This window comes from Paenibacillus chitinolyticus NBRC 15660 (genome assembly GCF_000739915.1).
GTDB lineage: Bacteria > Bacillota > Bacilli > Paenibacillales > NBRC-103111 > Paenibacillus_F > Paenibacillus_F chitinolyticus.
Genome location: NZ_BBJT01000003.1, coordinates 277,599 through 292,348, shown reverse-complemented (window position 1 = coordinate 292,348; position 14,750 = coordinate 277,599). Strand labels below are relative to the sequence as shown.

The window sequence follows — 14,750 nt, the reverse complement described above, 5'->3', positions numbered from 1 at the left end:
ATAAGGTGGAGAGCGGACATGAGTTCAAAAATGGTTTTAGGTTCTAATATTGAAAATATTTACTCTCTTACCCCAGTACAGGAAGGGATGCTGTATCATAAGCTGGCGAATGGTGATTCTACCGCTTATGTCGTTCAGCATCGTTTTGAACTGAACGGTCTGATTAATGAACAAAAGGTAGAAGAGGCAATACAACTTGTAACGATGAAGCATGACGTTTTAAGAACCTCCATCGTATATGAGAAATTGACTATGCCAAGACAAATTATACTCAAGAACCGGACAATAGAATATGAACGGATAGATTTATCGGATATTGCGGCATATGATCGAAACAATGAAATGGATATGATTGCGCAACTTGATGTGAAGCGCGGGTTTGATCTACAACGCGATTCTTTATTAAGGGTTAAGCTCGTTCATTTTGGAGCAAACCAATATAAGATGTTATGGACTATTCATCACATCATTATTGATGGTTGGAGTTTATCTATTTTGTTCAGTGATTTCAAAACGTATTATGACATGCTTGAAAATGGAAAGAGCTTGCCATCTATCATGTCGATAGTGGAAACTGACAAGAAGAGAATCGAAAAATATGGAGATTATGTGAAGTGGCTGGAGCAGCAAAATGCTAGTGAAGGAATTGCGTATTGGGAACAATTATTATCTGACTATGATGGAACAGCGGATATAAAGTCAATGGAGCAAACGCCATTAGAGGTGGAAACCGTTTCTTTGAGTGAAATGAAATTATCTAAAGAACAGACGGCAAGTTTGCAAAATCTCGTTGCGACCCATCATATTACAATGAATACGATTGTGGAAACAGCCTGGGGAATTGTACTGCAAGCGTATACTGGTGCCAAAGATGTTGTTTATGGCAAGGTAATTTCAGGCAGGCATGTTGCAATCAGAGGAATTGAAAAAATTGTGGGTCCATTTATCGTGACGATTCCCGCAAGAATCAGGTATAAAGAAGAGGATAGGGTTGTTGAAGTTTTGCGCAGCACGCAGCTACAAGGGACGAAAAGTACAGCTTATTCTTACTGTCCCTTACAACAGATTATGAGTTTAACGAAGCAAAAATCAGAGTTGATTAAGTACTTATATGCCTTTGAAAATTATGAGCTTGATGAGACTTTATTGACACAGCACAGTGAGGGACTTGGGTTAAAAATAGAAGCTTATCGGGAGCAAACTAATTATGATTTAGTCTTAATCGTAAATAATGAACACGGGTATTTGCGTTTTCAGATGCAGTATGCGTCAAATCATTATGGATCAAGGGAAATAGAAGCCATGTTATTGCGCTTACAAGCTGTCTTACTCTCTTTCGCCAACAATCCAGAAATGAAGCTATCTGAACTTGAGACAATAACAGAGGAAGAAAAAGAACAGATACTAGGTGTATTTAATGACACGTACTTACCGTATGCAAAGGATAAAACGATTCCAGCATTATGGGAAGAGCAGGTTGCTAACAGACCGGATGCAACCGCCGTTGTCTATGAAGACAACCATGTGACGTATGACGCGTTAAACAGAAAAATCAACCAAGTGGCATGGGCGCTTCGCAGACTGCACATTAAACCTGATGACCGGGTGGTTATCGTGGCCGAGCGAAGTGTGGAGATGATTGCCGGGATGTATGGCATCATCAAGGCAGGTGGTGCGTATGTGCCGGTCGATCCTACAATCCCAGCAGAGCGTATGCGGTTTATCCTAAATGACTGCAAACCAAAGGCAGTACTTGTGTATAAAACTACGATTGAAACGGATTTGCCGACGATTAATCTGGCGGACGATAAGCTCTGGGAAGGGCAAGGTGAAAATCCGGAGCAAGTCAACCGCCCCGATGATTTGGCTTATATTATCTATACATCCGGAACGACGGGGCAGCCGAAAGGGGTGATGTTAGCGCACAGCGGCGTAGTTGCGATGAGGAGTTACCTGCAGGAGAAGTATGAAGTGACGCAGCAAGATAACGTGCTTCAGTTTGCCAACTATATATTTGACGCCTCCGTATGGGAGATGACCCTGTCGCTTTTGCTGGGTGCAAAGCTAACCCTCGTGTCCCAAGGGGTTCTATCGGATGTGAGCAGCTTTAACGCCTTTATTAAGAAAAACGGAATCACGTTGACGTTGCTCCCGCCGCAATACTATCTGCAGACGGATATAAGCGGACTAAGGGTACTGACAACAGGGGGATCGGCAGCAAACGCGGAAATGATCAAAAAGGCAGGGAGCGGTACACGATATATCAATGCCTATGGACCGACGGAAAGTACAGTATTGGCAACTGGATGGGAATACGATGGAGAGAGTGACATTCCCTATCCTCTACCTATTGGGAAACCAACGAGCAATACGCAAATTTATATTATGGATGACATGAAGCTATGCGGGATAGGTGTACCAGGGGAGTTATGCATTGCAGGCAGCGGTGTGGCAAAAGGATACTTGAACCTTCCGGCACTAACCGCAGAGAAGTTTATTGAGAATCCATACGGGGAGGGGAAATTGTACCGGTCGGGGGACTTAGCCAAATGGCTGCCGGACGGGAACATCGCCTATTTAGGCCGTATGGATGACCAAGTGAAGATCAGGGGATTCCGGATAGAGCTGGGAGAAGTGGAAAATGCGCTACGGCAGCTGGAAGGAATCCAAGATGCGGCGGTCATCGTGCGGGACACCCATGATGGAGAGAAAGCGCTGTTTGCTTACCTCATATCGAAAGATGTCGTCCAGCTGCAAGCGGTGAGACGGGACTTGGAGGAAGTGCTGCCGGCTTATATGGTACCAGCGTATATGATGCAGATCGAACAACTGCCGGTGACGCGCAATGGCAAGCTGGATAAACGGGCATTGCCGGAGATCGTGGCAGTAAGCGAGAAGGCATACACGGCTCCGAAAAACGAACTTGAAGCGCAGCTGTGCAGTATCTTTAGTGAAGTCCTAGGCGTAGAGCGGGTCGGCACGCAGGACAGTTTCTTTGAGCTGGGCGGAGACTCGATCAAGGCGATACGTATCGTATCGAAGTTAAGAAGCGCAGGGTACCATATCGCAATCAAAGATATTATGCAAAAGTATACGGTTGAGGCAATCAGCTACGCGGCGCAAAAGTCTGCCCTAGAGGAACAGTACGAGCAAGCTGAAGTGAGTGGCATCGTACCGCTGACGCCGATCATCAGGGAGTTTGCATCCTGGAATCTTCTTAAGCCGCACCACTTCAATCAGGACATGCTGATGGAGATTGAGCTGGAAGAGGAGAAGCAGCTTCGGGAAGTGCTGGATGCCCTTATGGCGCATCATGATATCCTGAGATCGGTCTACCGGGAAGGTCAGCTAGAGATCGTAAAGGTGAGAGACAGCAAAGCGTATGAGCTGAAGGTGTATGACTATAGCGAAGAACAAGCAGCAGCAGAGCTCATGGAAGCGGCATGTACGGATCTGCATAGCAGCATTAACTTAGAAGAAGGGCCGCTGGTGAAGGCAGCGATGTTCCGGACAGTGGCAGGGAACCTGCTGTTTCTAGGGATCCATCATCTTGTGGTGGACGGTGTATCGTGGCGTATCCTGCAGGAAGATATCAGCACAGCCATCCGGCAAGTAAAAGAGGGGACAAAGATCCAATTCCCGTCAAAGACAGCGTCCTATAAGGCATGGGCAGAAGCACTGGCAGAATATAAGGACAGCCATCTATTGCAAAAAGAACGGCCGTACTGGGAACAAGTGGCCGCGCAGATGGCGGCAGGCGAACTAAGGATGGACGAACAGACGGGGGAAAGCGGGTATGGCAGCTGCACGATCCATTTAAATAAGGAAGAAACCGCACAGCTTATCCACCAGGCAAGTCGAGCGTATAATACCGAGATCAATGACTTGCTCATCAGCGCCCTGGGAATGACCGTGAGGAAGCTGACAGGGGCAAGGGATGTAACGATAGGCATGGAAGGACACGGAAGAGAGCCGATTCATAAGCGGATCGATATCGACCGGACGGTCGGATGGTTTACAAGTATATATCCGGTGGTGGTACCGTGTCATGAGGAGATAGCAGAAAGTATCATTACAACCAAAGAGATGCTGCGTAAAATCCCGAACCGAGGCCTTGGATATGGTCTATTACAGGAACAATTGCCGGTCAGACCGCTTGAAGTCATGTTTAACTACATGGGACAAATGGACGCTGAGGCGAAGGGGAGAAAACTACACTTTTTTAGTTCGGGCAAAGGGTCAGCCGATGAAAATACCGTCTTCCGCAAGATTATCGTCAACGGGGGCATCCTGGATGGAAAGCTGCAGCTGGTGATCGGGTATAACCGGTCCTATCTATCCAGTGATCGGATGCAATCCTTTAGTGAACGATACATGGCAGCATTACTTGCGGTAAAAGACCACTGTATAGCGATAAAAGAATCGGTTCGGACACCGTCTGACTACCGGGCAGCGGATTTAACCCGAACGGATTTATCGGTCATTCAACAAACAGTCGGGGATTCATCTCAGGTAGAGCGAATATACGGACTCACTTCATTGCAGAAAGGGATGCTATACCATAGCATCGCCGAACCAGAATCGACAGCCTATAGAAACCAGAATATTTTTATAGGGCAAGGCTATGCCGATGAGCACATGGTGAAGCAAGCACTAGGGCTTCTTGCGATACGGCACGAAGTGCTGCGTACGGCGATTATTCATAAAGATATATCGATGCCGAAACAAGTCGTGATCCGAGAGAGGGAAGTGGAATACGAAAGAACGGACCTAACGGGAGTAGAAGCAGTCGTGCAGGCAGAAATGGTGGAGGCGATCGCACACGGTCAAATCCAGCGAGGTTTTGACCTAGCACAAGACCCGTTATTGCGTGTACATCACGTAGTACTGTCAAAAGACTGTTATCAATTGATCTGGAATTTTCATCACATTATTATGGATGGTTGGTGCCTATCAACGGTATACGGAGAGTTCAACCGACTCTATACAGCGCTGCAAAAAGGTGCTTTGACATCTGATCTAAAGAAGCAGGTAATAAAGGACAAGCAGGATCAGACATCCTACGAAGATTATATTAATTGGCTAGAAAAACAAGATCAACAAAAAGGGCTGTCTTACTGGTCAGACGTATTAGCAGGGTATGAAGAAGTTGCCGAGATTAAACCGGTGTATACACCGCAAGAAAGCGAACAGCAAGTACAGCGCCTAGCGATCACATTAACTCCCGAGGACAGATTGCGGATAAAAGAACTGACATCCGCCCATCAAATGACGGTGAGTAATATAGTGGAAACGGCCTGGGGAGTTGTTTTGCAAGCATACAGCGGACAAAAAGATGTGGTATTCGGGAAAGTAACATCTGGACGGCAAAGCGATGTGCGTGGAATAGAAGATATCGTCGGTCTGTTTATTAATACGATCCCCGTGCGTGTAGCGAGCAAAGAAGGCATGAGTGTAATGAGGCTGCTCAAAGAAATGCAACAGCAAGGGTCGGAAAGTGAACAATATGCCTATTGTTCGCTTGCAGAGATTCAAGCACAGACGGAGCAGAAACAGCACTTGATTCAAGTGCTCTATGCGTTTGAAAACTATTATGTGGATGAGGATAAGCTAACAGATTTCACGTACGAGATTACGTCATCCCGCGACCAACCCCCGTTCAACTTGACGTTATGCGCATACGAGTCGGGAGAGAAAATAGTCTGTGAAATACTTTACAATCCGAATGTGTATGCGAATGAGGACATTGTACAAATGCTTGCGCGGCTAGAACATGTGTTGCATGCCTTAGCAGCAAACCCAGAAATGAAGTTATCTGAACTTGAGACAATAACAGAGGAAGAAAAAGAACAGATACTAGGTGTATTTAATGACACGTACTTACCGTATGCAAAGGATAAAACGATTCCAGCATTATGGGAAGAGCAGGTTGCTAACAGACCGGATGCAACCGCCGTTGTCTATGAAGACAACCATGTGACGTATGACGCGTTAAACAGAAAAATCAACCAAGTGGCATGGGCGCTTCGCAGACTGCACATTAAACCTGATGACCGCGTGGTGATCGTGGCAGAGCGAAGCGTGGAGATGATTGCCGGGATGTATGGCATCATCAAGGCAGGTGGTGCGTATGTGCCCGTCGATCCTACAATTCCGGCAGAGCGTATGCGGTTTATCCTAAATGACTGCAAACCAAAGGCAGTGCTTGTGTATAAAACTACGATTGAAACGGATTTGCCGACGATTAATCTGGCGGCCGATAAGCTCTGGGAAGGGCAAGACGAGAATCCGGAGCAAGTCAACGGCCCCGATGATTTGGCTTATATTATCTATACATCCGGAACGACGGGGCAGCCGAAAGGGGTGATGTTAGCGCACAGCGGCGTAGTTGCGATGAGGAGTTACCTGCAGGAGAAGTATGAAGTGACGAAGCGTGATAACGTGCTTCAGTTTGCCAACTATATATTTGACGCCTCCGTATGGGAGATGACCCTGTCGCTTTTGCTGGGTGCAAAGCTAACCCTCGTGTCCCAAGGGGTTCTATCGGATGTGAGCAGCTTTAACGCCTTTATTAAGAAAAACGGAATCACGTTGACGTTGCTCCCGCCGCAATACTATCTGCAGACGGATATAAGCGGACTAAGGGTACTGACGACTGGGGGATCGGCAGCAAACGCGGAAATGATCAAAAAGGCAGGGAGCGGTACACTATATATCAATGCCTATGGACCGACGGAAAGTACAGTATTGGCAACTGGTTGGGAATACGATGGAGAGAGTGACATTCCCTATCCTGTACCTATTGGGAAACCAACGAGCAATACGCAGATTTATATTATGGATGGCATGAAGCTATGCGGGATAGGTGTACCAGGGGAGTTATGCATTGCAGGCAGCGGTGTGGCAAAAGGATACTTGAACCTTCCGGCACTAACCGCAGAGAAGTTTATTGAGAATCCATACGGGGAGGGGAAATTGTACCGGTCGGGAGACTTAGCCAAATGGCTGCCGGACGGGAACATAGCTTATCTAGGCCGTATGGATGACCAAGTGAAGATCAGGGGATTCCGGATAGAGCTGGGAGAAGTGGAAAATGCGCTGCGGCAACTGGAAGGGATCCAAGATGCGGTTGTAATTGCAACTAATAATCATGAAATCCAATCGTTATGTGGGTATATAGTATCTCATACAGTGGTTGATCCATTTGAGATTAAACAACACTTAAAGAAGATCCTTCCGTCATACATGATTCCATCGTTTATTATGCAATTGGAGCAAATTCCTGTCACACGCTCAGGGAAAGTGGATAAACATCGGTTGCCTTTGCCAAACGTGCGTGCCCTTATGGGACACGATACATTTGTTGCCGCGCAAAACGATAGGGAGAAGGAACTTGTAACTATTTGGCGTGATATTCTTGCGAGTGAGCAAATCGGCATTCATGATAATTTCTTTGAACTAGGCGGAAATTCATTATTAATCATGAGTATGTTGGCACGAATCGAAGAAAGGTACCCGGGGATTGTAAAAGTGGGCGATATATTCGCAAATTCTACTATCGCTCAACTGGCAACGTTCATTGATGTAAGCAGTCAAACGGCAATGAGATGTGCACAAGTTCCGTTCCCAGATTCGTATCTGTTAGGTAGTAGGAATAAGGTATTCGTATTCCATTTCCAAGATAATCGTGATTTATTTCATGCACTGAAGGAAATGCAATCAGAGAGCGAGACAGCACTGGAGTCGTGGCTATTGTTTCTGTACACCTATAGTGTTATCGAGGCGACAGGTCAGCAGGAGCTGTCGGTTTGCTATGGGGCGAATAATACTTTTGCATCGTTCGAGATCAGTAATCACGACGATTTGAATGTATTGTTGGAGAACGTAAAAAACAAGGAGCAAGCAGCTCCAAAATGTACACAAGCGAAATTTATTATTGATTACAAGCAAAATGGGTTATTTCCGATGTTTTTATATCAGTTCACAGGAGATAAAGGCTATACGGAATACTGTGATTTCTCATTCTCTTTTACTATGAATGAAGAAGCTGTTTATTTTGAGGCAAAGATTTTAAATCGTACCCTCAATTCGGATTATATTCAATCGTTGTTTTCAAGATGGATTCAGATTGTCCAGCATGTCAGTTTGAAAGATAAGATAATAACAAAGTAGGATAGGATCCATTCCTGTAATAAATGAACTGAATGAAAAAAACGAATTCAACAAATACAAAAGTTTGCTCGCTACGTTGGTATCGGGCAAATAAATGCAAAATATTCGAATCTGCGCTAATCTGATATTGAGCCATTTTCAAATCTACCTCACTAGTTTGTTGTCTCGACAAACTTGAGGAGTTTGAATATGGCTCTCTTCATTTATTGGGAGAAGATATTTTACAAAAAAATTTACGGACTCAACTAAAAAGTACTGTAGAACCTTTCTGAAATTTAATTAGTGTATGAGCACTTTTTAATGAACTTTATTTCTGGGATGTACTTGACGAAGTATCTGTACGGTACTTTCTGAAATATTGTTGTGAGACTCCTTGGTCCAACCATTTTGCTCTGGCTCTAATATGCTTAACGGACAGAGATCTATCTCCTGGATCAATATTTAATATGTTGACTGCATTGAATGCAAGGTTCCGTGACATTTTTACAGCGTTAGAAATAAAAACGATGGGCGAAATGAGCTATGTTCATATTAACAAATATTTGGATGGTGAAGTACACCATGATCATTCATCTCAACAGAGACAGACTTTTGTAACCTACTATAGATCTTTTGTGTTTAATGTTACAAAATGGATAAAATCTAAATTGTCAATTGAAGAACAGAGCTACTTTTCTAAATACACACTTCCTGATTTTCCTTTTGATAATCGTGATTATGATGCAAGAAAGAATGCCATAGAATCTGCACAAAAAACGAGAAAAGATGAAACTTCAGCAGTGGCCCCCTTACTTCCCAGAATCCGCGCACAAGTTCACTTCAGATACAATCCAAATAAAACGTCTACGAGAGATTATAAACAAACTAATAATCGCTGTGAAAAACAACTTTGAAGAGGTTCCTTTAGAGTTTTACTATGGCGAAACTGAATATCAAAACGAGCGAATCCATTTTATTCCTTGGGATAAATTATCTTTAGACCTACATCACCAGAACATTATTCAAAACAAGGTAAAATATCAAAAAATAAACTATATTCAAATAAAATTGAACAAAAGTGAGGTTGCTATGAAAAAATTTAAGCGATGGGGTGAACCTGCAGCTTACTTCTACGTGCTGCCTGCTATGGTGCCGCTCACTTTATTCTGGCTGGCTCCGATGGTGTATATCGTTTATTTAAGCTTTACGGATTGGGACTTTATGAGTCCAGTGAAGACTTGGGTAGGATTTGAAAACTATAAGGAATTGTTTGCGAATGAAGAGTTTTATAAAGCATTAAAGGTGACGCTGCTATTCGGTCTTGGGATGGTCATTCCGACAATGACCGGGGGATTAGCTTTGGCTCTTATTCTTAGCAGGCAAGGAAGAGGGGCCGGCGTATACCGGGCAATTTTGTTCTCACCATGGGTTACACCGACGGTAGCCGTATCGATTGTATGGTCATGGATCTTCGAACCGCGATCAGGCTTAGCGAATTCGATCTTGATTGGACTGGGGGCTGACGGTCTGCCCTGGCTGCAAAGCTCGAAGTGGGCGCTTCTTTGCGTCATTATTGTCAGCGTGTGGAAATATGTCGGCTGGGCAATGGTTTTTTATTTGGTTGCATTACAAGGGGTGCCGAAGGATTTGCGGGAAGCAGCTTTCATGGATGGCGCCGGCGAATGGAGCATCTTCAAAAGTGTTACGCTGCCGTTGATCTCGCCGACCTCCTTCTTCCTATTTATTATTTTGTGGCTGCAGTCGTTCCAGGCTTATGATCAGATCAGCATTCTGACTCAAGGAGGACCATCCGGCTCCACGCGCACGCTGTTGTATATGTATTATCAATCTGCTTTTGACAGCTTTAATGTCGGAGAAGCTTCGGCGGTTGCGCTTGTGCTGGTGTTCATCTCTGCCTTATTCTCTTTAGTTTCCGTGACGATGAGCCGCCGCTCCGTTCATTATTTGCAATAGGAGGAATTCCAAATGAGAGTCGGATCAATGATAGTGCGCCCGCTGCATCATGTCATACTTGCTGCATTTAGCTTTATTATGGCGTTTCCTTTTATATGGATGATCACCAGTGCGTTCAAGACGAATGATGAGATTTGGGCTTATCCGCCTGTCCTGCTTCCAGACAAGCTGCTGTGGGAGAATATTTCGAAGGCATGGCATGCGGCGCCTTTCGATCTTTATGTATTCAACAGCGTATTCGTATCGGTATGTATCGTATTGATTCAGACGGTGAATTCCGCGATGATGGCTTACGCACTTGTCCATATGCGTTTCCCATTGGGACGGCCGCTGCTGGCAATCATTCTTGTTAGCTATATGCTGCCGGGTGCGGCGACCTACTTGCCGGGTTACATCATTTTATCGAATCTCGGATTAATCGACACGTACGGAGGGCTCATTATTTCCAACTCGGTGAGTGTATTCACGATCTTCATGATCTATCAAGCGTTCCGGCAAATTCCGAGGGAGGTGGTGGAAGCGGCGAAAATCGACGGCGCTCCCCACCGGCGAATTCTCTGGACTATGGTGATTCCGCTGACTGCACCGTATTTTGTTGTGACGGGTCTTATTACTTTTATTGAAATGTATAACAACTATTTGTGGCCGTCGCTAATTACCCATAATCCCGATCTATACCTTGTGTCTGCCGGGCTGCGCAGCTTCTTCATCGAAGGCGGGGCTTACGGGATGAATTGGGCGCAGGTGATGGCGGCCAGCTCATTTACTATTTTGCCGCTGCTTATCCTGTTTATATTCGCTCAAAAATTCATTATGAAGGGGGTGAGCCAGTCTTACGGCGTCAATAAAGGCTAGTTTGAATGAGAAGGCAATATAGGTTGATGTTAAAAATTTATGAGAGAAGAAAGAGGAAAGAAGCATGCTAAAGACATGGGAAAAAGGTAGAATTCTGCTGATGACCGCCATCGTAATAATGTTCTTGGCGGCGTGCGAAAACGGCAATAGTGGCAAAAACGCAAACAACGGGAATGTGAAGCCGGTGAATGCAGAGACGGCAGCGAAAGAGCCAGTCGAAATTGAATTCTGGTATGCACTCGGCGGCAAGCTGGGCCAGAATGTAGCAGCGTTGATTAAGGAGTTCAACGCATCTCAGGATGGCGTCATTGTTAAAGGTGTAGCGCAAGGCAACTATGAGGAGACACAACAGAAGCTGCAGGCGGCTATTGCCTCGAAGAAAGTGCCTGCGGCTGTATTGACACAAAACAATGACTGGGCCCGCAAAGGTTACTTTGCAGCATTAGACGACTATATTACGGTTGATGTCGATTTTAACAAGGACGATTTCATTCCGGCGTTTCTGCAGCAAGGTGTTGTGGATGATAAGCAGTTCTTCCTGCCGATGTATGGCACGACGCAGGTACTGTATTACCGCAAGGATATGTTGGAGAAGGCTGGATTGACGGAAGATGTGTTTAATACATGGGAGACTCTGGCAGATGCAGCAGCTAAGATGACGGTAAAGAAAGGCGATACAACGAAGGTATTCGGCTGGATGCCGATGTGGGGCCGCGAGAATATGATGGACGCGGCATTGAGCCGCGGCGGCAGAATTTTGAGTGAAGACGGCAAAACCGTAATGATTGACAGCACGGAATGGATCGAAACATGGGAGCAATTCCGAAAGTGGATTCATGAAGAAAAAATTATGGGGATCCACTCCGGTGGTCAGGGCTGGGAATATTGGTACAAAACTATCGATGACGTTATGCAGGGACGAGCTGCAGGCTATACAGGTTCTAGCGGCGACCAAGGTGATCTGGATTTCAATGTTGTAGCTGCGCATACGCAGCCTGGCTGGGCGAACCGTGCACCAGCGCCTATGGCACGAGCGCTGATGGCTGGTATCCCGGCTCTGGCTTCAGATAAACAGAAGCAGGCTGCTTATGAATGGCTGACCTTCTTCTCGAATACGAAGAATACCGCCAAATGGTCCATTAACACAGGATATATCTCAGTTCGTTCCTCTGCACTTGAAGATCCGGACTACAAAGCGTTCAGCGAGCAAAACCCGCAAATCAAAGTGCCGCTGATGCAGGCGCAATCAGCAAGCAGCGCCTTTATTGACCAGACAGGCGGCAAAATTGATGATGCGCTGAAGATCGCAGCAGATAAAGTGCAAATCGAGAATGTTCCTGCGGCTGATGCGCTGAAGGAAGCACGGCAAAAAGCGCAGGAAGAACTCGATAAAGTGACAGGAGTGAAGTAACACGATGATGAGTACGGTAATCTGCACTGAAGTCCGGGAAGCAAGCCTGCTTCCCGGTCCTTCCTTGCTGACATATTCATTTAGCATGAAAGAGCCGATGGATTGGATTTCTCTTGTTATAACGTATGAGAAGTTGGATTGGATGCAAGTATTCGTGAAGGACCCTGGTGGATTCATCCGAATGCAATATACGGGCAAGAAGCGGGCGGAACGAATTTTGCTAGGAAGGCTGCAAGAGAATTGCTCTATCGGCTCTGTACCGGGAGATGTTGGAGCGGGAACCTGGAAGGCAGAGGTGATTGCCTATGCTAGAGATGAAGATAGCATGTTCAAGCTGGAATGGATGCACGGAAAAGGCGTGTCGGCGGAATCGTCTACCGTCCCGATTGCAATCGGGATACCTTGGGTAACGTTAGACGGTGATGCTCGGTATGAGCAGGAGCGGCTCAACTGCGGCGCAAGATGGTATAAAGGCGATTTCCATATGCATACATCGTTATCTGACGGCAAGCAGTCTCCGGAGCAATTGATGGAATCCTCATTGAGGCAGCAGTTGGACTTCATCGTAGTGACTGAGCATAACCATCGGCATACGGCGTGGCCTTCACATGACAGACTCCTTGCGCTGCCGGGAATGGAAGTGACGGCGACTCAAGGCCACTGGAATGTACTGGGAATCACGGATTGGCTTCCTTTGTATGATGAGAAGGGGACTCTTACAATGGAAGACGCCGAAGGAATGAATCGAATTATCGCCGCAGCGCGCGAGCAAGGCGCGGTATGCAGCTTGAATCATCCTTATTTGGCTCCATGGGATTGGCGTTTCGGAAGGGCGGAGCTGAGCTTGTTCCACGCGATTGAAATATGGAATGATCCGACCTATGAAGGCAACGCCGAAGCGGCAGAACGCGCATTGATGCTGTGGGACGCCTGCTGGGCGAGAGGACTGCGTCTGGCAGGGATCGGAGGCAGTGATACGCATCTGTTGCCGCATGAAAGCTACATGGAAGGAGGACCTCCTTCTCTGGTAGGCGATCCGGCCACTTACGTGTACTGTGACGAGCTAAGCGAAGTTCAGCTATTGGACGCTGTAAAGAAAGGGCGCTGTATCGTATCTAGAGGACCGCAGCTTGAGCCCCGCATTTATAGCGGAGGAAGGCAAATACTGCCGGGAGATCAAGTAAGTATTGATGCACAAGCGGCAGTCCCGATCCGCTATAGCATTGCTGTAAAAGGTATAAAGGAGAAAGGTAAGTTGATCTGGTTATTGAATGGTTTGCCCGTATTTGAAGCGGTTGTTAATGAGGATGGACCTTACGTATATGAGACAGAATGGACGGGAGAAGCCTATCGCTGGTTAAGAGTGGAGCTCAGATCAGAATATGGGACACTGTTAGCTTTTATCAACCCCATTTATGCCAATCCGATCGGATGTTCTTCATTGACGTGGGAGGAAGTGAACGCAGAGCTATGAGTATTCGAATTCAATGCGGGGCATCATCGTGGGAGGTGGATGGGGTTCTGTTTGACAAGGATGGAACACTGCTTGATTTTGCATATCTTTGGGGGGCTTGGAGCAGTCTGCTAATGGACCGATTACGTCACAGGGCGCTGGGTGTAAATTGGGAGACTGTTCTTGGCTTGTGTCGTGACGGGGAGAAATTTCATTACGACCCTCTTGGCCCGCTTGCGATGGGTTCCAACCGGGAAATCGCGGCTCTGCTTGCAGGACACTTGTACCTTTCCGGCCTGGCATGGAATGAGGCGATTACGGCAGTATTGACCGATATGAAGCATGTATCCACACAGATCGACGAGCTGCGTCCAGTTCGGGCTATGCCTGGTGTTTTCTCGTTCGTACAACAGCTGAGCCGGGAGGGTGTTCCGATCGGAATTGTCACATCGGATGATACCGAAGCCGCTGTAAAGCATCTGGAGTGGCTTGGGATGCGCAAACATTTCCAGGTTATTCTTGGCAGTGACGGCCATGTAAATGGGAAGCCGCATCCGGATTTGGCTATTGCGGCCTGCGCTAAGCTTCAGATTGCACCGGAGCGCACACTCATGTTCGGCGATACGAAAGCCGATATTCAAATGGCCCGGGAGGCGAGGCTTGCCGGCATCGTTCGAATTGGTCTGGAAAGAACACAAGCTAGTGACGGCGAAGAAGAACAGATTAGTCATTATGAGCAATTGCAATGGACTACATTAACATCATAGAAGGGAAGAGGTGCATTTGAAGGGTTAGCTGCTGTTACTGCTTGCCATAATTTTAGAGTTGTTTTACAATAATGGTCGTTTTCAGAAAAAATTAAACAACCGCTCCCCGGTTGAATAGCGGGAAACGGCTGATGCTTAA

7 protein-coding genes are annotated in these 14,750 nt (G+C 46.3%); all 7 read left to right on the top strand.

Translation table 11 applies throughout. The annotated features are described in order from the left end of the window. Window positions 1–18 precede the first annotated feature (18 nt). On the top strand, window positions 19–8,172 hold the full coding sequence (locus tag PCH01S_RS06680; RefSeq protein ID WP_042227883.1) for a non-ribosomal peptide synthetase: 8,154 nt from the start codon (window positions 19–21) through the stop codon (window positions 8,170–8,172). A gap of 446 nt (window positions 8,173–8,618) precedes the next feature. Further along, the gene (locus tag PCH01S_RS30310; protein ID WP_129112479.1) at window positions 8,619–9,065 is read left to right on the top strand and encodes a hypothetical protein; all 447 of its coding nucleotides are present in this window, start codon (window positions 8,619–8,621) and stop codon (window positions 9,063–9,065) included. 175 nt (window positions 9,066–9,240) lie between these two features. Continuing rightward, a complete protein-coding gene (locus tag PCH01S_RS06675; protein WP_042228844.1) occupies window positions 9,241–10,125 on the top strand; it encodes a carbohydrate ABC transporter permease in 885 nt (294 codons plus the stop codon). Window positions 10,126–10,137: 12 nt separating this feature from the next. Then, the gene (locus PCH01S_RS06670) at window positions 10,138–10,980 is read left to right on the top strand and encodes a carbohydrate ABC transporter permease (RefSeq protein ID WP_042227881.1); all 843 of its coding nucleotides are present in this window, start codon (window positions 10,138–10,140) and stop codon (window positions 10,978–10,980) included. A 64-nt stretch (window positions 10,981–11,044) separates the two neighbouring features. Next, window positions 11,045–12,391: an ABC transporter substrate-binding protein gene (locus tag PCH01S_RS06665; protein ID WP_042227879.1), complete on the top strand. Its 1,347-nt coding sequence runs from the start codon at window positions 11,045–11,047 to the stop codon at window positions 12,389–12,391. A 4-nt stretch (window positions 12,392–12,395) separates the two neighbouring features. Next, complete coding sequence (locus PCH01S_RS06660) at window positions 12,396–13,865, top strand: CehA/McbA family metallohydrolase (RefSeq protein WP_042227877.1); 1,470 nt, start codon at window positions 12,396–12,398, stop codon at window positions 13,863–13,865. Further along, window positions 13,823–14,611, top strand: a complete 789-nt coding sequence (locus PCH01S_RS06655; protein WP_322786824.1) for an HAD family hydrolase — start codon at window positions 13,823–13,825, stop codon at window positions 14,609–14,611. Before PCH01S_RS06660 ends, PCH01S_RS06655 begins: the two co-directional genes overlap by 43 nt. Window positions 14,612–14,750 lie beyond the last annotated feature (139 nt).